Here is a 22,015-nt window from a genome sequence, read left to right on the forward strand (position 1 = left end):
TTCCTCGCCGTATCGGTGGCGGGATACCGCACATGCGCGAACAGACCACTGCTCGTCCTGCTGACCCACATGTCCACTCCTGCTCCGCTGCGCGAGCAGGTGAGGATGTGCGCCCGCGCGCGCTCGTGCTGGGCGGACCCCGCGAACCCGCGGTAGTCCACGTACGACAGCCAGGACGCGGGCCGGTCGAGAGCGGGGTGACGCAGCTGTGCGAGGACCTTGTCGGCCGGCACCGAACGATGCGGCAGAGCCGTCCGCACGGCGGCGTCGGCGCGGGCCAGGACCGGGTCGAAATCCCGGCCGTACGGTACGTCGAAGGCGATGGGCAGTCCGTTGACGAACCAGCCCATCGAGGCCTTCGTACGATCGTCGCGGGTGTGCACCGGGATGATCGTACGGAACCGTTCGGCACCGGAGCACAAGGCAAGAGCGGCCAGCAGACCCGCGAGGAATCCGCTCCCGCTGCGTCTGCACCGCCGCTCCAGCCGGTCGGCGCCGGCCGCATCCGCCAGCGGGAACTCCTCGGCCCGCAGCGGCGTCAGGTCGCCGTCCGGCTTGCCGAGGTCGACGGGGAAGCGCACGGCGGGTGAGTCCCCGGGACCGAGCATGTCGTGCCACGCGGCCGCAGCCGCGGCGACTCGCTCCCGCGAGACGTCCGCGGCCTCTTCGGCGCAGTGGGCCAGGAAGCTGCCCGCCGGGGGGACGGCGGGAGGCAGCCCGTCGCTCGCGGCCGCGTACAGTTCCCTGATCTCGTCGACGGCCAGGGCGAGTGAGTACAGGTCGGTCACGCTGTGGTCGAAGGCCATGAGGAGGGTGCAGCCCTCCTGCCTCAGCACCGCCGCGAAGGTGTAGGCGGGCCACCGGGCCGGGTCGGTCCGGTTGTCGAAGATACGGCCCAGCCGCGCCACGGCCTGCCGTCCCGAGGTGTACGTCCCCGCATCGGTGGGCCGTGTGGCGACCGCGGCGGGAGGAAGCACCCACCGCCGCAGGCCGCCTCCCACCGGGTCGAAACCGCTGCGCAGCGTGTCGTGCCGGGCGACGAAGGAACGCAGCGCCGTACCGAGGGCGTCGAGGTTCACCCGTCCCTGCAGGTCCAGGGACGCCGCGTACCACCGCGGGGCGCGCGCCGACGGCGCGCGCCCCGACCGAGCGGTGAGATGGGACCACTGGTTGGAGGAAGCGGGGGCATGGTGCGGTCGTGGCGCCGAGGACGCGGTGACGCGCCACTCCACGAGCCGGCCCGGGCCCGGGTCGAAATCGCTCAGCGCGATCATCCGCATGGCGCGCTCCCGGTCCCGCTCGTCGCGCCCGGCTGTGCCAGCTTCCTGGCCAGCCGGTGGGCCAGGGCGAGCGTGGTGAGGGAGGGATTGGCCGCGCCGAGCCGCGGGAACGTGGCGGGGCCCGCGGCGTAGAGGCCCCTGACGGCGTGGAACTGGTGGTCGTCGTCGAGGATGTCGCCCAGCGGGAGGGTCCCGCCTTCGTGGTCCTCCGTTCCCACGCTGTTGCACCAGGTGACCGGTGTGTTGACCGTCATGGCGTCCACGGCCTCCGGCAGCGCGCAGTCGTTGCCGCGGGCGGGCCGGTCGTAGTCGGCGAACGACAAGGGCGCGGCGGGGACGCCGAGCAGTTCGCAGATGGCAGCCAGGTACTCCGTGAGCAGGTGCTGCTGGCGGGCCAGCAAGTCGCGGTCGTGGACCGAGGGAGCCGAGCTGACCCGGACGGGCCAGGGATACACCGGGCCGGGCACGCATTCCACGTAGCTCTCGTCGCAGGGCATTTGCTCGCCCATGGCTCGCACTTCCAGCAGCACGTCCCCCAGAGGGCGGAGGTGAACGTCGACGAAGAGGTTCGACCGCGCCTCCTGCGGACCGGGGGCCATGTACGAGCCGGGCGGGAGGGCCTCGATGAGGCGGGCGGCCTCGTCGCCTTCCAGCCGGAGGAAGACCCCCTGCACGATGTGGTCCGCAAGCCGTCCGAGGCGCGGTCGGCGGCCGCGGTCGCAGTCGACCAGCGCCTGGATGGCCAGCCGGGTGCTCTCCACCGTGCCGGCGCAAAGAACCACTCGATCCGCCGCGACAACCGTTTCGGGCCCGGATTCCGGTTCCACGGGACGGATGACGACGCCCCGGCAGACGCCGTTGTCGACCTTCACGCGCACCGCGGTGACACCGGTCAGAAAGCGGATGCCCTCCGGCTCACGGGTGCCCGTGCCCGTCTCGCCGTCGCGCCATGCGTCCAGGGGCGAATAGGCGTACCAGCGCCCCGGCACGTCACGACTGGGCCGTCTCGCCCGTGGGGTCGCCCGCAGCACGGTACCCGCGAACTTGACCTCGGTGTCCTCGGCGGCCCCGTCGACGCCCTGCCAGGCACGCAACTCCTGGCCGACACGGTCGTACAGCGGGGATCCGCCCTCCCAGGACTCGGTGAGGTCGGAGACGACGGAGCGCGGCCAGTGCGGCTCCGCCAGAGCCCAGTTCTCCAGCGGCAGCGTCACGCCGTACCAGTAGAGCGATCTGCCGCCGAGCCGTCGGCGTACTCCGGAAGCGCCGGCGTAGTGCGGAGGAGTGAGCGAGGTCCAAGGCCGGTGAAAGGTGCTGTCGGTGTCCGGGGCCAGCCACAGGCGGAGGGCGTCGTCGCCGGTCCCGGTCATGTTCACATGGCGAAGTTCCGTCCGGGCTCCGGCTTCGAGCACGAGGACGTCGCCCACCCCGTACGTCTCCAGCTTCCGGGCCAGTTCGAGTCCTGCCAAGCCGCCGCCGACGATGACGGTGCGGGGTGTGCCGGTGGCGGGTTTCATGCAGCATTCCTGTCGGAGGAGGGGGACGGGGCGGGGGCGAACAGGGCGTGGGCCTGTCGGAGCGCGTCCTCCGGATCGCCCCGCGGTATGAACTCGTGACCGACGAAGCCGCCGTAGCCGCGCTCGCGCAGCAGCAGGGCGATGGCGGGCCAGTTGACCTCCTGACGGTGGTCGAGCTCTTGGCGTCCGGGCACGCCGGCGGTGTGGAGGTGGCCGATCCTGTCGAGGTGGGTACTGATCGTGCGCAGCAGGTCTCCCTCCATCAGCTGCATGTGGTAGACGTCGTAGAGCAGCCGCAGGGCAGGCGAGCCGACCAGGTCCACGACGGCCGCGCCCCACGCCGTCGTACGGCATTGGTGGCCGGGGTGGTCCACCTTGGTGTTCAGCGGTTCGAGCAGAAGGCCGACGCCGGCCTGTTCCGCCCTCTGCGCGAGGGGAGCGATCCCCTCCGCGCAGATGGCGATGGCTTCCTCGTCCGTCGCGGCGCCGGTGTCCCCGGACATGACGGAGAGGTTCAGGACGCCGGCGTCCACCGCGCGGTCCAGGGCCCGCAGCACCTGATCGCTGAGGTCGGCGTGGTGCACCCGGTTGTTGAAGCCGATGTCGATGGACTCGTGCCCGTCGACGACGACCAGGTCGAGACCGAGGTCGCGGGCCCGGGGCCAGAGTTCCTCCGGGAGGAAGTCCACACCCTCCAACCCGATGGAGGCCGCCAGACCCAGCAGGTCGGGGTGCTGGACGGGAGCCTCGGCGAAGGACCACCAGGCGAAGCTCTGGCGAAAGCTCATGGCTTTGCTCCTTGGGCATAAGCGGACAGCGGGGGTGAGTTCAGGGCGGTCACGAGACGGTGGACCCAGTCCTGGACGTGTTCGAGGAAGCCGTCGCCCGGTCCGACGGCGTCGACGATGCGGCGGTGGCTCTCGGCCTGGTAGGCGGCTCCCAGGGCCGGTGCGGCGTCGAGCGCCACGTCGAGGTCCTGTTCCGGGACCAGATCGGCCCACACACAGGCCACGGCGGCCCGTGCCCGCGTCCACTGCGCGGCCGAGGCGGTCTTGAGGGGGCGGGCGAGGTCGACGAAGGGATGGCTGATGCCGCAGTCGGTCCAGTCGATGAACATCCAGCTCTCCCCGGTCCAGGCCGCGTTGTCCTTCTGGACGTCGCCGTGGACCAGCGTGGCGGGCAGGCCTGCCCGCGATACGTCGTCGAGCAGCGAGGCGAAGGCCGGCAGCACGGCCCGCAGTGCGTGCGCCGCTTCCGCTCCGAGGAGGTCCGTTCGGGCCGCGAGCGCCTCCGTGTCCGCGAGCATGTGCTCCAGTCCTCGGTCCGGGCAGCCGAGGAGAGCGAGTTCCCGCGCCTTCCCGACGGTCTGGCGCTGGAACCGGGCGAGGGAGGCCAAGGCCTGGTCGGGGGCGTGGCCGGGCTGGGCCGGCATGTGCGCGCTGAGCAACCAGCCGTCGCCCGCGCCTATCACGCCAGGGGCGATGTCCGGCCGCCGGTCGGCGACCCAGGCCATGACCCTGCCCTCATGGGCGAACAGGTCCGGCACCCGCTTGAACCAGACGGTGCCCGCGGTGGTCGGGATGCGCAGGACGGCAGAGATCGACCATTGCCGTACGGGTACGGCCGTGCCGGTCCGCCGCAGTCCGGCAGCGAGCAGTTGCTCGTCGACGAAGCCGAGGACGGTCTGCGGCCAGTCGCCCCGGCACCAGTCGGGAACGGCGTCCGGCATGGTGGTCTCATCCGCGAGCTGCGGCATGCCGCTCGACCTCCGCACTCGTGAACGCCGGCACGTAGAACTCCTGTCTCTGGTAGGGGTACGTGGGCACGGCGACCCGGCTCGTCCTCCGGGGACGGGGAAGTGCGAACCAGTCGACGGTGCCGCCGGCCGCCCACACCGCGGCCAGGGTGTTCAACAGCGCCCGCCAGTCGTCCTCGGGGCCCGTTCGAGCCAGGGCCGTGACGACCGGCCCCGTCGGGTGCGCGGTGTCCGCACCGGCGCTTCCGGGGGCGCACAGCACCCACAGCGGCGACGGGGAGGGCGACGTCGGCGACGGTGGCGGCGACGTGCCCTCTTCCAGCATGCGCACCGCGTCGGCGAGGTCGAGAGTCCCGGCGACCACCGATGCGGTGATCGTTCCGGAGCCGGTGCCCGACACTCGGGAGGCCTCGGGCAGCAGCCCGGTCAGGGCCTTGGCGAGTGCGTACTGCGCGGCGAAGCCGGTCACCGTCGCGGTGCGTGGCTCACGCTCGGACGTGGCCTCGGGGCCCGGCCGGTCGGGCAGGTGCTTCACACACTCCCGCCAGGCCTCTGCGTAACCGGGCAGCCGCTCGGCGAGCCGGGGCGCGTAGCGCTGACCCGCGGTCTCGAGCGGGGGGAACAGCAGCACGGGTTCGCGTACGACACCGTCGGAACACGTCGTGACCCTCCCCGCCGGATCCGCCAGGAGGGCTGCTGCCTCTTCGGCCGAGGACACGCGCAGCGCGGCCCGGACGGGCAGCGCGGTTCGCCCGACCTGGGCGGTGAAGGCCACGTCCGGCAAGGCGTCCCCGGCATCCGCGAGGGTGTCGGCGAAGCTGCTGCGCAACTGGGCGAGCGCGGTGTCGTCGTGGGCCGACCACACCAGCAACTCGTCGTCCTCCCATAGGGGTTCGCCGCAGGCAGGCATCTCGGGCGCCTCCTCCAGCACGACGTGGGCGTTGGTGCCGCCGAAGCCGAAAGAGCTGACCCCGGCGCGGCGGGGTGCGCCGGTGCCACCGCGCGGCCACGGCAGCAGCCGGTCCGCCACCCGGAAGGGCGACTCGTCGAGGTTCAGCAGAGGGTTCGGCGAACGGAAGTTGACCGTGGGAGGGATCTGCTCGTGCCGCAGGGCGAGCACGGTCTTGATCAGGCCGGCGATGCCGGCCGCGGGTCCGAGATGCCCGATGTTGGACTTGACCGAGCCGATGACGCAGTCCTGCGCCGGCAGCGCCCGGTCGGTCATGCAGCGCATCGCCTCGGCGAGGGCCTGCACCTCGACGGGATCGCCGACCTGGGTCGCCGTCCCGTGCAGTTCGACATAGTCGAGGTCTGCGGCGTCCACCCCGGCCGCGGCGAGGGCTTCGGCGATGACCCGTTGCTGCCCGCCCGCACTCGGCGAGGTGAAGGTGGCTTTGTCCGCGCCGTCGTTGTTGACCGCGGAGCCGCGGATCACGGCATGGACCGTGTCGCCGTCGGCGAGTGCGTCCTCCAGCCGCTTGAGGACGACGACGCCCCCACCGCTGCCGAAGACCGTGCCGCTGGCCTCGGCGTCCAGCGGGCGGCAGCGGCCGTCCGCCGACTCGATACCGCCTCGCACGTGCTTGTAGCCGCGGCCGTAGGGCATCTCGATCTCGACGCCTCCGACGACGGCGGCATCGCAGTCGCCCAGGCGCAGCCCCTGGCAGGCCAGGTGGACCGCCACCAGGGACGAGGAGCAGGCGGTACGGACCGTGATGCCGGGACCGGTCAGGCCCAGCCGGTGCGAGACGAACGTGGCCAGGTAGTCCGCATTGTTGCCGAGCATCAGCCCGGTCTCGCCGACCAGCGGCATCAGATCGGGGTGCGCCCGGATGTGGTCCTCCGCGTAACGGTCGGAGGCGCAGGTCCCGTACACACCGATCTGCACATCGTCGTCGGGCACCTGGCCGGCGTGCTGGAGGGCTGTCGAGCACAGCTCCAGGAACAGCCGGTGCTGCGGGTTGCGCAGCAGGGCTTCGCGTTCCGACATGCCGAAGTAGCGGTGGTCGAAGTGCCATACGTCGTCCAGCAGGGGGCGGGCGCGCACATAGCGGTGGTGGGCCAGGAGCTGCGGGTCCTCGCCGGTGGCCGCCAGCTGTTCGTCCGTGAGCCGGTGGATGGAGTCGCGCCCCGCGACCAGGTTGGCCCAGAAGTCCTCGATGTTCCTGGCGTCCGGCAGCCGGGCGGCGAGTCCGACGATTGCGATCGGATCCCTCATGGGTCAGCTCCTCTTCATTTGTTTCAGGCGGGCTCGCGCGGACTTGCGCAGGGCGCGCTCATCGCCCCCGGACGCGCTCAGGGGTGCGTGCGACGCCGGGGCGTGTGCCGGGACCGCACGGTCCGGAGCGGCGGTGAGGTGCGCGGCCAGTCGGCGCGCACTGGAGAACCTGAAGACGTCGGCGAGCGGGAAGCGCAGGCCTTCCTCGGCGACGAGCAGGCGATAGAGCTGCAGCAGGTCCAGCGAGGTGAGGCCCGCGCGGAAGAATTCCGTGTCCGGGCTCAGGCCGTCGCCGGTTCCCAGTCGTTCCTCGGCAAGGCTGCGCGCACGGTCGGCGATACGTCGGGCCAGCGACGGCGCCGACGCAGGCACGTCGTCGGGTACCGCCGGATTCTCCCGGGTACTTCTGGCCAGGGTGCGTAGCGCCGCGAGATCCACCTTGCCGTTGCGGGTCACCGGCCACTGCTCCACCCGTACGAACCGCGTCGGCACGGCCCACCGGGGCAGCCGCTGCCGTAGAGCCGCCCGCACGTCGAAGGGGCGAAGCGGCTGTTCGTCCTGGTACCAGGCGATGAGGTCGCCGGCCTGGTCCGGACCGTCCATGCCGACGGCACAGACCCGTACGCCATGAACACTGGCCAGGGCACCTTCGACGCCGTCGAGTTCCACTCGATAGCCCGCGACCGTCACCTGCCGGTCCCTGCGGCCCACGATGTCGATCGTCCCGTCCGGGGCGCGCCTGGCCAGGTCACCGGTGCGGTAGCGGGAGACGGCCTCGCCGCACCGGCCCCGCGCCACTCGTACGGGCCCGGAGCGCTCGCTGTTGCCGAGGTATCCCAGCGCGAGTCCGCGGCCTGTCACCACGAGTTCTCCGAGCACGCCGATGGCGGCGTCCTCCCCTCTGGCCGTACGCACGGCCAGGCGACGGTGCGGCAGGCCTGCGGCCACGGGTGCGCCGTCCTCGGCCCCGTCACGCCAGAGGGCGAGGCCGCTGGCTTGAGGGGTCTCGGTGGTGCCGTAGAGATTGTGGATCCGGGCTTGCGGACAGAGCCGGGCGAGGCCGCGCGCGTCGGCGTTGCGCAGTCGCTCGCCGTGGAGGACGACATGGCGCACGGAGGGCAGCCGCAGGTCCGGACCGGCGACAGCGGTCACGATGCGTGCGAGCGAGGGGGTGAGGTGCCAGACCGTCGTCCTCGAGGTCGCGAGGAGGTCCAGCAGAGCCTGGGGGCCACCGCTCTCCTCGGTCCGCGGCACCTGCACCAGGGCCCCCAGGAGGAGCGGCAGGATCAGGTCGCGGAACATCGGATCGTGGGCGGGCGGCACGGTGAAGCAGAACCTGTCCTCGCGGTCGAGGCCGAGCGCATCGCTGTATGCGGTGAGCGCCTCGGGCAGAGCCTCGGCCGGGAGGAGGACCACACCGGGCGTTCCGGTGGTGCCCGACGTGACCAGGGCATGTCCGGGCTTGCCGATGGGGATGTCCTCGGGGGCTTCCGTCGTCGGCGGGACACCGGCGAGGGCGGCGCGGTCGAGGGGGAGCGTGGACAGACCCGGGGGGACCGCGGTGGCACCATCGAGGGTGAGCAGGATCTCCGCGTCCGCTGTCGCCATGGCGGAGGCGATCCACTCGCCCGGGGCCGCGCCGTCCAGCAGCAGCACGGGGTTTCCCGCGTACCAGGCGCCCAGCACGGCCTGCGGCAACTCGGGACGGCGCTCGGCGAGCACGGCGACCAGGGCACCGGGGGGAGCGCACTGCCGGATCCGTGCCGCTGAACGCCGTATCAGCTCCCCGAGTTCACCGAACGTGACGCGGTCGGGGCCGGACCCGATCGCCGGACGGCCCGGATCCGCGGCGGCGTGGCCGAGGACCTGCCGTACGAGGTCCGTGCACGTCTGGAGCTCGGGGGCGGCCTTGATCCCGCAAGACGCGGGGCGGGGCGACGGAGGCGGTGGCAGAAGAGTCAGGGTCTGGAGTTCGGTGACGCACTGCCGCAGGAACTCCCGGGCAACGTCTCGTTCCCAGCGGTCGGTCGCGTGGACCAGTTGGATCCGGTAGTCGCCCGACGCGTCCAGGTGCAGGTACAGACCGAGGTCGAACAGCGACCAGCGCACGTCGGCCATGACCGGCCGCGCCCCGAGACCACCGAAGGACCGCGGTGGGGCGGCCTGGGTCAGGTCGTTGAACCAGACCTGGAACAGCGGGTTTCGGGCCAGGTCGCGGGAGCCGCCCACGGCCCGGACGATCTCGTCGAACGGCACTGATCCGTGGTCCGCCGCCGCGAGCAGTGCGTCGGCGACGGGCTCCAGCAGGTCGTCGGAGGTGGCTTCCGCCGGCGTCGTCAGGCGTACCGGCATCGTCCGCATGAAGAAGCCGACGGCGTCGTGCGCCTGCGCCGTCTCCCGGCCGGACACCGGCACGCCGACGACGACTTCGGGCTGGCCGCACCAGTCCGCCAGCACACGGACGTAGCAGGCCAGAACGACCATGGGCGGGGACACCCGGCGATACCGCCCGAGCTGTCTGATGAGCGCCGACAGCTGAGGGCCCAGGTCCTCCTCGACGGCCGCCCCGAGGAAAGAGGGCCGGTCCGGATGCCGCTGGAACGGCAGCGCGATCTCGGGAACGGCGCCGGCCAGGGTGGTGCGCCAGAACTCCGTGTCCCGCTCGCGCCGGAGCGGATCCGTCCCGGCCGCGGCGATCACGTCGCCGTACTGGACGGGCGCGGTGCCGTCGTGGCCCGGCAGATCCGACAGCTCGGCCGTGTACTGCTCCTCCAGCGCCCCCCACAACAGGTCCAGGGAGCGCTGGTCGGAAACGAGATGGTCGACGACCATGACGAGAGCCGTCCGTCGGCGGGCAGCGTCCGTCACAGCGCCCAGGACGGCTCGGCGCGGCCGGTCCGCCGGAAACGGATCGTCGGACAGAGTGCGCGCGAACTCCTGGACGCACTGGTCCCAGGGAGCGTCCCCGGCCTGCTCCACCCGCAGCACCCCGGCCTCGCGGCCGACCGCTGTGAAGGGGTGAATGCGCTGGTGGGCGCGGCCGCTGCCGTCCTCCTCGATCGTGGTGCGGAGCACCTCATGGGTCTCGACCAACCGGGTCCAGGACCGGTGCAGGGCAGCGGTGTCGAGGAGTCCGTCGCACTCGAGCACACCCACCACGTTGTAGGCGGGCGAGTCCGGGTGGATCTGCCGGTGCAGCCACAGGCGGCGCTGGTCGGGCAGCAACTCGGCGCGCTCCCGGTCGGTGCGTCGGGGCACGTCCGGGCGGGAGCCGGCGGGCGCCTCGGGCAGGAGCGCGCGCAGTCCGTCCAGGGAGAGGTCCTGGCGCAGGAACTCGCTCAGGGGGACCCGTACGCCCCACCGCTGCAGGACGCTGCCGGCCAGCCGTACGGCCGCCAGGCTGTGTCCGCCTGCCTGCAGGAAGCCGAGATCGGAGCGCTCCGGCGCGGAGCCCACCGCCTCCGCCCAGCAGCGCGTCAGCTCGTCCATGTCCTGCTGGGGTGCGGCCGGCGGGCGGGTCTCGGCCACCACGCGGGTGAGCCGGCCACGGTCGGTCTTGCCGCTCGACGTCAGCGGGACGGCGTCGATGCTCAGGTAGCGGGCGGGCTGGTGAGCCGGGGGAAGACGCCTCTCGACCGAGCGTCGCACCGCTGCGAACAGCTCGGCCTCGTCGTCGGTGATACCGGTCGCGACCACGAAGGCGGCCAGCTGCGTGCTGTGCCCGTCGTGCACGGGAACCACCACGGCGTCACGAACCTGTGCGCACTCCTTGAGGACGTCCTCGACCGCCCCCGGTTCGACGCGCTGGCCCCTGATCTTCACCTGCCCGTCCGAACGGCCCAGGTACTCCAGGGCGTCGCCCCGGATCCGGACCAGATCGCCGGTGAGGTAGATGCGGGGTACCGGACTCCACGCGGGAGCGTCCACGAAGGCCGCGCCGGTCAGATCGGGCCGGCCGAGGTACCCCAGAGCCAGCGGCTGTCCACCGATGGCCAGCTGGCCTGTCTCGCCCTCGCCGACGGGAGAGAGGTCCTCGCGCACCACCAGCAGGGTGCAGTTGGCGATGGGCCGGCCGATGAGGACGGCATCGAGCGGCTCACCGTCGCGTGGGCACGGCCAGAAGGTGACGTCGATCGCCGCCTCGGTCGGGCCGTACAGGTTGTGCAGCTCCGTACCGGACAACTGCGCCCGAAACCGCTGCACCTGCCCCTCGGTGAGGGCTTCGCCGCTGCACATCACCGCACGCAGTGACCGGCACCCCGCCACGCCCGGCCAGCGGAGGAACTCCTCCAGCATCGAGGGCACGAAATGGCAGAGGGTCACCTCGTGGCGGGTGATCCAGTCGATGATCTCGGCAGGATCGTGATGGGCCTCCGGCGGGAGGAGCACCAGCCGGCCGCCGCTGATCAGCGGAGCCCAGAACTCCCACCCCGAGACGTCGAAGGTGTACGGGGTCTTCTGCAGGATGCGGTCGTCCGGGCCGAAGCCGTACTCCTCGCACATCCACAGCAAGCGGTTGCACAGCGCCAGACTGGGCACCACGACGCCCTTGGGCCTGCCGGTCGACCCGGAGGTGTACAGGACGTAGACCGGGTGCTCGTCCGGACACGGCCGGGGCGGGTCCCACGGCCGCGCATCCGACGCGTCGGTCCGCACGACGTGCTCGACGTCCACCAGGGGCACACCGGTGTCGGCCGGGAACCGGTGCGAGCCGGAGGCGACCAGGGCGATACGTGCCCCGGAGTCCCGGACCAGGGTGTGCAGGCGCTCGGCCGGGTCGTCCATGGCCAGCGGAAGGTAGGGGGTGCCCGCCTTCAGCGCGCCGAGCAGAGCGACCACGAGGGCTGTTCCGCGCGGCATGCACACCGCCACGACGTCGCCGGGCCGGGCTCCGGCCGCGGCCAGTGCGCGGGCGACCCGGTCGGAGGCCGACTCCAGCTCGGCGTAGGTCAGACTGCCGTCGGTGTCCACGAGCGCCGTCGCGTCCGGGGTGGCAGTCGACTGCTGCCTGATCAGCCCGACGAGTCCGTACGGGACCTCCCGTTCCACCGTCGGCCCGATGAGGACCGGCACATTCCGTTGGCTCCCGCTCACCACATCAACTCCGTTACACGACACGACAACGACGCCCCGCGCTCACACGGCCAGGTGCTGTTCGACCATGGCCTCGCTGGCCTGCCACAGGCGGGCGGCCGACTCCTCGTCCCGGGCTGCCGCCGACTCCTGAGCGGGCTGCCGCTTCTCGTAGTAGACGGCCGTGGGCGCTGCGCCCTCGTCGTCGGTCGCCAGCCACACCAACGTCTCCGCGCCCTCCTCCGGCCGGCCGTAGTAGAAGCGCTCGAAGGGCTTCACCAGGCGGAACCAGGGCGAGTCGCGGTTGAGGTCCGTGCTGATGGCACCGGGGTGGAAGCAACTGGCCGCCAGCCCCGTACGACGGCGCAGTTCGGCGGTGAACAGGATGTTGGCGAGCTTGGACGTGGCGTAGGAGGCGGGACCGCTCCAGTCGCGTTCCATCTCCAGGTCGTCGAGGTCCAGGCGGCCGTCGACGTGCGTGTCGGAGGACGTGGTGATCACCCGGCCGGCGCTCTCGCGCAGCCGCTCCTGCAGCAGCATCGTCAGGAGGAAGGGCGCGAGGTGGTTCACCGCGAGACCGAGTTCGTGGCCGTCGGCGGAGAGTCGGCGCCTGCCGGGCTGGACCCCGGCGTTGTTGACCAGCACGTCGATCCGCGGGTACCGCTCCAGCAGGGTGGCGGCCAGTTCACGGACGGCGCGCAGGGAGGACAGATCCGCGCGGACGGGTTCGGGAACCTCGACGCCGACGGGTGCGGCCTTGCGCATGCGCTGGTGGGCGCGGGCCAGCTTGGCGGGGGTCTGGCCGAGGGCCAGGACGCTGTGCCCCTGGCGGCTGAGTTCGACGGCCGCCGCAGCACCGATGCCGGAACTCGCGCCGGTGATGACGATGGTCTTGCCCATGGTCTCCTCGTTCTCGATGGTCGATGGGGACGTCAGGCCGGCAGTTGGTCGGCGAGGCGGCGGATCTTGTCGAAGGCGTCGACGACGGCCTGGGTGTGTCCGGGGGACCCCAGGAGCATCGGGTGGTGCAGGAGGACGGTGCGCTCGGCCTCGCGGTGGGCGACCGGCAGCTCGAACCGCGCCGGGTCGAACTTCCAGGCGAAGTCCTGGTCCGCCAGGCCCGGCAGACGGCGCGGGTCGTAGAGCGGGTGGCCGTTGAGCGGGCGGTAGGGCGTGTGCACCCAGAACCCGAGCTCCGCGCTGAGCGCCCGGCAGACGGTGGCCGCGCTGCGGCCCGCGAAGGCTCCCGGACGCAGCCGGATCGCGTAGTGGTAGTAGGCGCGCCGGTCGTTGGCCGTATACGGCTTGATCGGCTCCAGGTCTCCCTCCGCGCCCAGTGCCTTGTCGAGGACCTCCGCCGCTGCCGCCCGGCAGGCGTTCTGCTCGGGCAGACGCTCCAGCCCGTCCAGCAGCAGCGCCGACTGCACCTCGCTGATGTGCATGTTCCAGCCCTGGACGAGGGAGAGTTCCTCGAGTTCAGGGCGGCCGACCTCACGCGGGCCCAGGGCGTAGCGCCGCCCGTCGCCACGTACCATCTCCGCGCGTTCGCGCAACCCGGGGTCGGAGGTGACCAACAGCCCGCCCTCCCCGGCGGTCAGCGTCTTGCCCTGCTGGGCGCTGAAGGCCCCGAAGTCACCGAGGCTTCCGGCGCCCGCGCCGTTCCACGTCGAGCCGTAGGCCTGTGCCGCGTCCTCGACCAGGGCGAGCGAACGGCGCCGCGCGATGGCTCGCAGGGCGTCCATGTCGGCCATCGCCGAGTAGAGGTGCACGGCCATGACGGCGACGGTCGCCGGCGTGATGGCAGCCTCGACCGCCTGCGGATCGATGCACAGGGTGTCGGGGTCGACGTCCACGAGGACGGGTATGGCCCCGGTCCGCGCGACGACGGAGGCCGAGGCGACCCAGGTCAGACCGGGGACGATGACCTCGTCGCCGGGCTTGATGCCCAGCGCGTGCAGCCCGGTGATCAGCGCGCTGGAGCCGTGGTCGACCGGCACGCACCAGCGCGCCCCGACGAACTCGGCGAAGCGTTCCGCGAGTTCGACCTCGACGGCCGGCCTGCCGGTCCAGTGGCCGCTGATGGCCCAGCGTTCACCGTTCAGCACCTGTGCGACACGCTCCGCCGTGTGCGGCCCGAGCTGCGGCCAGCCCGGCCAGTCCCCCGACCACACCGGCGCCCCGCCCGCCAGAGCCAGTCGCCCGGTCATACCGCGACCTCCTCGGCGAGCCGCGCGGCGGCCGGCAGGAGCCCGGAGACCACGTCCTCCACCAGCCACAGCGGCACGGTCACCAGCGGCAGGTCGGGGGAACCCAGGGGCTCGCCGAATCCGCGCAGCAGGACCATGACCGCCTCGTCGGGGCCGGCGGTCATGTAGCCGCGCTTGTTGTCGGAGCGGACCGTCGCCATGATCTCGTCCACGGTGATCCCTGCGGGCACGGTGAGCGGAGCACCCAGGGCACGGGCGAGTTCGTCGTGCACAGCCACCTCGTCGGCCGTGAGCACGCCCAGCTCGGCCGCGATCCGCGCGGCGACGAGCATGCCGAACATGACGGCCTCACCGTGCGAGACGCCCTGGGCGCCGCGCAGCTTCTGGTCGCACAGCTCGACCGCGTGGCCGACCGTGTGCCCGTACTCCAGGATCAGGCCCGATCCCTGTTCCCGTGCGTCCTTGGCGGTGACGCCCGTCTTGGCGGCCAGGCTCTCCTCCAACAACCACAACAGGGATTCCGGGGCCGTCAGGTCGCCGTCCGCCAGCAGCTTCCGCATCGCGGGGATGGCGTGGGGGGCGATCGCCAGGCAGTTCTTGGTGGCCTCGCACAGCCCCGAGCGCAACTGCTTGTCCGGCAGCGTCCGCAGGAGGGCCACGTCCAGGTAGACGGCCTGCGGTGTGAGATAGGTGCCGAAGTGGTTCTTGCCGCGGCTGCTGTTGATGGCTTGCTTGAGGGAGATCACCGAGTCCATGGCGGCGACCGTCGTGGTGGGCACATGAACCATGCGCACCCCGCGGTAGAGCAGCGCAGCCAGGACTCCGGCGAGGTTGCCGGGCACTCCGCCGCCGAAGGCGATCACGACAGACCTGCGGGTGGCTCCCGCGGCCACCGCCCGCTCCAGGTGGCCGGCCAGATGCTCCAGGGACTTCATGCCGTCGCCCGCGGGGAGGGAGAGCACCTCCACGGGTGCCAGGGCACGCAGGCCTTCCAGCAGAGCCTCGCCGTGCAGAGCGAGCACGTTGTCGTCGGTGACGACGAGGAAGCGGTCCGCGTCGTACTCGCCGAGCGCGGCGAGGATGTCGTCGATGCAGTCGTGACCGTAGTGGTAGGGGTAACTCACGTCTCCGAGCCGGATCGGGCGCATGCGCATTCCCGCTGCTGTCATGGCGGAATCTCTCCTCGTCTCACTGATGTCGTGTGGGTGGTGCGTACTGCGCACGGCGTGCTCAGTCCTCGGGGAGGTAGCGCAGGAGACGACCCCACATGGCCACGTCCTCGGCGTCCTCCGCGCCCTCGGCCCTCGGTGCGCCGAACCGCGTGGCGTACTCGGCGATCTCGCTCAGCACCCACCGGACCCGGTAGAAGTCCAGGAAGGGCCGGCGGCAGTCGGGTACATCGATGCCGAGGGTCCGGCGGACGTGGAACCAGTCCCGTTCCGGCGGCCCCCACAGGGCGCCGCCCCAGTCGGCGAGGACCAGTCCGTCCGCGCCGCGCAGGATGTTGGCCGCGCTGGGCTCACCGTGGGTCAGGACGAACGGCTCCCCCTGTGCGGCGCAGACGGCTGCCAGATCCGCGAGCTCGCGCAGCATCGCCCGGATCGCGTCGCGGTGTGTGCGCAGCAGCCGGTGCAGGCGGGCACGGTAGCCGTTGCCCACGGCCGGTGGGGCGTCGGCGAAGTCCAGGGCGGCCGTCAGATCGTCGCGGAAGGCGATCTCGTAGCTCTCGCAGGGCAGTTCCGTCGCCGCAAGGGCGGCCTTTCCGGCGCGATGCACCTGGTCGAGCAGGGTGACGACCGCCGTGGCGTCGTCCGCGGTGATGCCGTGCGGGGTGAGCTGCTCCAGTTCCCGGTAGGGGAAGACCACGACCGGGTACCGGCCCACCGTGCGCACGATGCGCCCGTCTGCGCCCATCAACGGCGCCAGCACCCGCGCCGTACCTGACCGCTCGAGCAGATGCGCCGCGTGGTAGGCGCCCGGCACGTGGCCGCGCAGGTCACGCCGCAGGCTCACCCAGAGGGCACCGCGCCGGAAGGACCAGCTGTCCTCACCCAGAGGGACGAACTCGAACGGCTGCGGGTCCGCGTCGTAGTGCAAGTCGATCTCGCGACCCAGCTGGTCCAGGTCGACATCGTCAGGTGGCAGCAGCACTTCGGGCTCCTTCCGGGTGGTCCTCGAAGGCCGGCAGATGGGCGGCGAGCACGGGCCGCAGTGCCGCGTGCATGGCGGCGCCGCCGTACAGCAACCAGGCGGCGTCGAGCCGACGGCCGCCCGCGGGGTCCGCGAACACGCCCCCGGCCTCGGCGACCAGCAGGGCGGCCGGCGCCTGGTCCCAGGGATTGCCGCCTTCGTCGAGCACCGCATCGAGGCGGCCTTCGAGGAGAGCCGCGATCACGGAGACCTCGTCCTCGCACCACTGGGCATGACGGGCGATCGCTGCGGCAGCGGGCGACTCCCCGGGCGGAACGAATCCACCGACCCGGGCCCCGGTCAGCCGGGCGGTGTGCGACAGCTTCAGAGGCGCGGTCACGGACAGGGTGTCGGCCGCGTCGACGACGTAGGCCCCGCCCCCGCGGACCGCCCACCACCAACGGTTCTCGGTGGGCCGGGTCAGCACGGCGACGGCGAGTCCGTCCTGGTCCTCCAGAGCGACGTGGGCGCCCCAGGCTCGTCCTCCCGCGAGGTAGGGGACGGTGCCGTCGATCGGGTCGATGATCCAGCGACGGCCCGAACGCCCCGTACGGTCGCCCGACTCCTCGCTGAGTACCCCGTCTTCAGGGCACGTGCGGGCAAGGAGGTCACCGAGAGCGGCGTCGACCTCCAGGTCTGCGTCGCTGACCGGGGTGCCGTCCGGCTTGCTGCGGTGGGCCACCCCGCGCCGGAAGTACGCAAGGGCTATGTCGGATGCCGTCTTCGCCAGACGGTGTGCCAACTGCACGTCGGCAGCGGTGACATCGGTATGCACGGGTTCACCTCCTTTCGGCCGCACGTGGTGCGCGGCTCGTCGTCAGATGGCGTCCAGGGGGTTTTCGAGCACGGTCAGCGCATGCCGGCCGAACGCGTCGGCCACTGACCGGTCCACTCCGGCGCGCTGATGATTCAGACGGGCGTCGATCTGCGCCGGGGTCACGTTCCACACCACGTGCAGCGGCCGCCAGTCGCGGATCACCACGGGCACGGGTACGGGGGTGACGCCGACGCCGGGCAGGGCGGGAACGTCCTGCGCCGTGACCCGGCCGCTGTTCAGGTTGACCTTGAACAAGCGGGACAGGCCCAGTTCCTGCAGGATCAGGTCCGAGTAGACGTCGCGGTACTTCTCGGCCGCCGCCCACTGGTCCCAGACACGCCGGGCGAGTTCCACGAGGGGAACACCCGGCTCCACCGTCACGGCGGTGAACCGCGAGTTCACGCAGTGTCCGACGAGGTGCCGCTTGCGTCGGTCCTCGCGACCTGCGGTGTCGGTACCGATGAGCTGCGACCGCCACCCCGTCGTGCGCGCGACGGCAGCCGCCGTCGCGCCCAGGAGCACGGCTGACGGTGAGACACGGGCCTGACGGGCTGCGCTCCGGAGGGCGGCGGTGGCATGGTCGGGCACGCGCAGCGGCACGTGGCCGAGCACCAGAGGCGGCTCCCCGGCGGACGCCGTGGGCGCAGGCCAGGGCACCTGGCTGGAGAAGCCTTCGGCGGCTTCGCGCCAGAAGGTCACCGCCTCCGGCAGCAGGGTGGAGACCAGTGCACGCTGCTCTGCAGCGAAGTCGGCGTAGCTCCAGTCCAGTTCCGGTAGCCGGGCCGACCGCTTCTCCACGCGTGCGGTGTAGCACTCCGACAGTTCCCGCCACAGCGCGGACAGCGACCAGCCGTCGTAGACCATGTGATGGATCGTCAACGACAGGAAGACACCACCGGACAGGACGTGCAGCCCCGGCCGGAAGAGCGGCGCTCCCGACAGGACGGCATCGGCGCCGTGCCGGCCGGCCGCGAGGGCGTCGGTGAGCGCCGCCAGGTCCCCGTCGGTTCGGGACTCGTCGAGGGCCACCAGGGGCTCGGGGTGGATCTCCTGCAGGTACCCGTCGCCATGGCGGCGGATCACCGTCCGCAGCGCGGCATGGCGCCGGACGACGTCCTCGAGCGCTCCGGCCAGGGCGGCGCGGTCGACCGGGCCGTCGAGCCGGAACAGGCAGACGAAGTCGTAGCGGTCGACACACTCGGGGTAGTCCAGCAGGTTGCGGACCATCTCGTCCTGCTGGGGGGACAACGGGGCCAGTGTCGTGCCAGTCATCGTGCTCGCCTCTCCGCGTACGCCGTTTCCTGGATCCCGTACAGGTCCGCGTAACGGCCCTGGAGCCGCATCAGCTCCTCATGGGTGCCGCATTCGGCGAGTCGTCCCTTGTCCAGGACCAGGATCTGGTCGGCTCCGGTGACGGTGGAGAAGCGGTGCGACACGATGACGGTGACTGTCCCGGTGGCGCGCGCGAGCCGGCGGGCCCGGTCCATGTACCGCTCGAAGATCGCCTGCTCGCTCGGCGCGTCGAGGGACGCTGTCGGCTCGTCCAGGATGAGCAGGAGCGGGTCGTGGCGCATGGACGCCCGGGCGAGTGCGGTGCGCTGCCACTGCCCCTCCGACAGGTCGGTCCCGTCGAGTTCGCGGCCCAGCTGGGTGTCCAGCCCCTGGGGAAGGGTGGCGAGGAGCGTTTCGGCGTCCGCGTCGCGCACCGCTTCGGTGATGCGCGCGCGGTCCTGCAGGCTGGGCAGGTCGCCCAGACCGACGACCTCCGAGAAGCGCGTGTGGAAACGGCCGAAGTCCTGGAAGGCGGCGCTGGACCGGTCCCGCCACGCCCGGGTGTCGAGGTCGGCCAGGTCGGTCCCGTCCACCGTGATGCGCCCGCTGTCGGGACGGTAGAACTTGCCGAGCAGCTTGACCAGCGTCGTCTTGCCCGAGCCGTACTCGCCGACCACCGCCACCACGGATCCGGCGGGCAGGCGGACGCTGAGGCTGTCGATGGCGAGCCGGTCGGTCCCCGGATAGGCGTAGCTCACGTCCCTCAGCTCGATGCCGGCGTGCAGCGCGGCGGGTGCCGCGAGGCCCTCGCGGGCGGCAGCGTCCTCCTCGGTCACGTACTCGCGCAGCCACAGGTAGGGCTCGATCAATCGGCCGGCGCCGGCGGTCGCGGTGGTGCTGACGACGGTCGTCTGCACGCTCTGCCGCAGGCTCGCGGCGACCGTCACCGCGAGGACCAGGTCGCCCACGGTGCCGTGGCCGTGCGCGGTGCGGTAGGCGACCAGCCCGAGCCCGCCCACGAAGCCGGCGACGAAGAGCAGCCAGCCGGTGAACTTCCACGCCGCCGCCGTCAGCTGGGCCCGGTACCGGGGGCCCATCGCGGCCCGCCAAGCCTCAAGCTGGCGCCGCGCGAGATCGGGACCGGCGCCACAGACCCGTATCTCCTTGCCGCTCGCCGCCTGCGCCGCGAGGTCGGCGAGATGTTGCTCCAGCCGCTGGGCCTCCGCGGTCTCCACCTCGACGCGCTTCACCACGGCCTGGCCGCGGTGGTCGCACCAGACGGGCACGGCTGCGACCAGCAGCAGGAGGAGCAGCCACGGGCTGACGGTCCCCAGCAGCAGCATCACGAGGACGAGCTTCGCGACGCTGGCGACGGCCAGCAGGGCGTTCCACATGCTCGCCACCAGCTGGCCGGTGCCTGCCCTGACCAGGCTGACGCGGTCGAGGAAGTCGGTGCGCTCCAGATGTTCGAGGCCCTCGAGACGGGCGATGTCCCGGTGCACGCGCGGATGCAGATCGAGCCTGCCCACCCGGTCCGTGGTGGTGATGCGGAGCAGCCCCGAGGTGTCGTGCAGCACCAGATTGAGGGCATAGGTCAGACCCGCGGCGACGGCAGCCGCCACGGCACCGGTGGTGTCGCCCCGGACGATCGCGTCGACCGTGGCCCGCAGGGCCAGCGCGCTGACCGCGACCGCGACGACCGACAAGGCGATCGAGGCCAACGTGGCCGCGGTCAGTCGGCGCTGACGCCGCCAGGACAAGACGAACAGTTCGGCCCACAGGGCCAGATACGCCTTCATCACACTGCCGTTTCTTCGAGCCTGTCATCGTGTCCGCGTCGGAAGCGCTCCGCCTGAACGGCGAACATCTCGGCGTAAACGCCCCCGAGCGCGATCAGTTCGTCATGCGTGCCTGCCTCGGCGATCCGGCCGTGGTCCAGCAGGACGATGCGGTCTGCCTGCCGGACGGTGGACAGGCGGTGGGAGATGAGCACCACGCTGGTGTCGCCGCGGTGCCGTGCCAGGCGCTGGAACACGTCGAACTCGGTACGCACGTCGAGGTGGGCGGTGGGTTCGTCCAGAACGAGAAGGCGCGCGCCCTGCTTCACCGCGTACAGCGCACGGGCCAGGACCACCTGCTGCCACTGGCCTCCCGACAGGTCGACACCACCGCTCCGGGAGCGGGCCAGAGGGGTGTCCCAGCCCTGGGGGAGCCGGGAGAGGACCTCGTCGAAACCGGCGTCCCGGGCCGCCGCCTCGATCAGCGCGGGGTCACGGGGCACGCCGGCCTGCCCGAGCGCCACGTTGTCGGAGGCAGACAGGTGGTAGCGCACGAAGTCCTGGAAGACGACGGACAGCCGGGTACGCCAGTGCTTGAGGCCGTGGCGGCCCAAGGGAACGCCGTCGACGCGGATCTCTCCCCCGGTGGGCCTGTACAGGCCGGACAACATCTTGATCAGCGTCGACTTGCCGGCGCCGTTCAGCCCGACGATCGCCAGGAGTTCTCCCGGCTTGATCTCCAGGTCGAGACCGTCCAGCACCATGCGGTCCGTCCCGGGGTACGAGAACGACACCTTGTCGAAGACGACCGATGGAGGAGAGCCGAGGTCATCGGCTTCCACGGGCTCACCCTCCGAGGCGGTCTCCGCGTCGGGCTCGGCGATGGCCTCGCGCAGTTCCGCGAACGCCTTCAGCACCCGGATGCCGCCGACGATCTGGTACATGTCCGAGTTGGGGCCGAGCACCTGGAAGAGCGACCAGCCCGCGGCGAGCACGGCCGTGGCGACGGCCACCGTGCTGTGTCCGCGTGCGGCGTCGAGCGAGACGATGACGTAGGCCGGGATCAGGCCCACTGAGACCAGTAGGAACTGCTTCCAGCTGGCGAAGAGCATCCGCGTGATGTAGCCCCACAGCGGTGCGTTGGCCTCACGGATGTGCTGCTGCATCCGCTCGACCATCCAGTCGGCGAAGCCGAACACCCGTACGTCCTTGCCTTCACCGGGCGAGACCGCCGCGCGCCTCCACACATCGGCGTGCAGCTCGCCCTTCGTCGCCCCCTGCCACAGCTGCGACAGGCCGAAGTCCTGCCGGGTGCGCACCATCCGGTTCAGGGCTGCGGGGACCAGCACCAACGGGATCAGCCACCAGGCGTAGCCGAGGAGCACCCCGCACGCCGCGGCGGCGCCGACCAGGCCGCACAGCCAGCGCAGCTGCCCGATGGCGGCGTCGGAGGGAGTGCAGTCGTAGCCGCGGCTGCGGTCGGCCATCGCCTCCTTGATCAGGGCTTGCACCGCCGGGCGTTCGAGGGCCGCGTAGTTCTCGCCGCTCGTTGCCACTTCGCTGACCCGGGCCCGGTGGCGGCCGTCGATCCGGCTCGCGGCGAGGAACGTCAGCGGGCCGGTGGCGGCCGTGGCGAGATGACCTGCGGCAAGGACGGCGCCGAACAGGGTCAGGGGTGCCAGCGCCGCCTGGTAGACGTTCGGGACACCGGCAGCGTCCAGCTTCCCGACGAGCAACGCCAGTGCGCCCGCCGTCGCCGCCGGCACCAGGTTCTCGACGAGCAGGGCGACGCTCAGCGTGGCCACCACCAGGGGGCCGACCGCCTTGAGCACCGTGAACAGGTGGAGCCGGTCCTTGACCGCTTCCACGGGACCTCCAAACGTGGGGCGAGGGGGTGTTCCGGGACG

General features: G+C 71.8%; 13 protein-coding genes and 1 pseudogene. All 14 read right to left on the reverse strand.

Annotated elements, in window-relative coordinates; translation table 11 throughout:
• Positions 1–206: 206 nt before the first annotated feature.
• A pseudogene (locus ACICHK_RS04710) lies at positions 207–1,280 on the reverse strand (condensation domain-containing protein); the annotation flags it as partial.
• Positions 1,271–2,797: a GMC oxidoreductase gene (locus ACICHK_RS04715; RefSeq protein WP_406835828.1), complete on the reverse strand. Its 1,527-nt coding sequence runs from the start codon at positions 2,795–2,797 to the stop codon at positions 1,271–1,273. The pseudogene ACICHK_RS04710 and the gene ACICHK_RS04715, both read right to left, overlap by 10 nt.
• Positions 2,794–3,585 carry a hydroxypyruvate isomerase family protein gene (locus tag ACICHK_RS04720; protein WP_406835829.1) on the reverse strand — a complete coding sequence of 264 codons (792 nt, stop codon included), beginning with the start codon at positions 3,583–3,585 and terminating at the stop codon, positions 2,794–2,796. Before ACICHK_RS04720 ends, ACICHK_RS04715 begins: the two co-directional genes overlap by 4 nt.
• On the reverse strand, positions 3,582–4,553 hold the full coding sequence (locus tag ACICHK_RS04725; RefSeq protein ID WP_406835830.1) for an aminoglycoside phosphotransferase family protein: 972 nt from the start codon (positions 4,551–4,553) through the stop codon (positions 3,582–3,584). The genes ACICHK_RS04720 and ACICHK_RS04725 overlap by 4 nt, the downstream gene beginning before the upstream one ends.
• A complete protein-coding gene (locus tag ACICHK_RS04730; protein WP_406835831.1) occupies positions 4,534–6,771 on the reverse strand; it encodes a beta-ketoacyl synthase N-terminal-like domain-containing protein in 2,238 nt (745 codons plus the stop codon). The genes ACICHK_RS04725 and ACICHK_RS04730 overlap by 20 nt, the downstream gene beginning before the upstream one ends.
• A 3-nt stretch (positions 6,772–6,774) precedes the next feature.
• Positions 6,775–11,865, reverse strand: a complete 5,091-nt coding sequence (locus ACICHK_RS04735) for an amino acid adenylation domain-containing protein (RefSeq protein ID WP_406835833.1) — start codon at positions 11,863–11,865, stop codon at positions 6,775–6,777.
• Positions 11,866–11,907: 42 nt separating this feature from the next.
• On the reverse strand, positions 11,908–12,744 hold the full coding sequence (locus tag ACICHK_RS04740) for an SDR family NAD(P)-dependent oxidoreductase (RefSeq protein WP_406835834.1): 837 nt from the start codon (positions 12,742–12,744) through the stop codon (positions 11,908–11,910).
• 32 nt (positions 12,745–12,776) lie between these two features.
• Positions 12,777–14,051, reverse strand: coding sequence for a DegT/DnrJ/EryC1/StrS family aminotransferase (locus tag ACICHK_RS04745; protein WP_406835835.1), 1,275 nt, complete (start codon positions 14,049–14,051; stop codon positions 12,777–12,779).
• Entirely contained in the window at positions 14,048–15,220 is a 1,173-nt protein-coding gene (locus ACICHK_RS04750; RefSeq protein WP_406835836.1) for a 2-deoxy-scyllo-inosose synthase, read from the reverse strand. Before ACICHK_RS04750 ends, ACICHK_RS04745 begins: the two co-directional genes overlap by 4 nt.
• 61 nt (positions 15,221–15,281) lie before the next feature.
• Positions 15,282–16,202 carry a phosphotransferase family protein gene (locus ACICHK_RS04755; protein WP_406835837.1) on the reverse strand — a complete coding sequence of 307 codons (921 nt, stop codon included), beginning with the start codon at positions 16,200–16,202 and terminating at the stop codon, positions 15,282–15,284.
• Positions 16,186–17,016 (reverse strand): inositol monophosphatase family protein, encoded by an 831-nt coding sequence (locus ACICHK_RS04760; RefSeq protein WP_151467308.1) that lies wholly within the window; start codon positions 17,014–17,016, stop codon positions 16,186–16,188. Before ACICHK_RS04760 ends, ACICHK_RS04755 begins: the two co-directional genes overlap by 17 nt.
• Before the next feature lie 42 nt (positions 17,017–17,058).
• Complete coding sequence (locus ACICHK_RS04765; RefSeq protein WP_406835838.1) at positions 17,059–18,330, reverse strand: condensation domain-containing protein; 1,272 nt, start codon at positions 18,328–18,330, stop codon at positions 17,059–17,061.
• Positions 18,327–20,129 (reverse strand): ABC transporter ATP-binding protein, encoded by a 1,803-nt coding sequence (locus ACICHK_RS04770; RefSeq protein WP_406835839.1) that lies wholly within the window; start codon positions 20,127–20,129, stop codon positions 18,327–18,329. Before ACICHK_RS04770 ends, ACICHK_RS04765 begins: the two co-directional genes overlap by 4 nt.
• Positions 20,129–21,976, reverse strand: a complete 1,848-nt coding sequence (locus tag ACICHK_RS04775; protein WP_406835840.1) for an ABC transporter ATP-binding protein — start codon at positions 21,974–21,976, stop codon at positions 20,129–20,131. Before ACICHK_RS04775 ends, ACICHK_RS04770 begins: the two co-directional genes overlap by 1 nt.
• Positions 21,977–22,015: the final 39 nt, after the last annotated feature.

Origin of the sequence: Streptomyces sp. AHU1 (assembly GCF_045343905.1) — a bacterium.
Lineage (GTDB): Bacteria > Actinomycetota > Actinomycetes > Streptomycetales > Streptomycetaceae > Streptomyces > Streptomyces triticiradicis.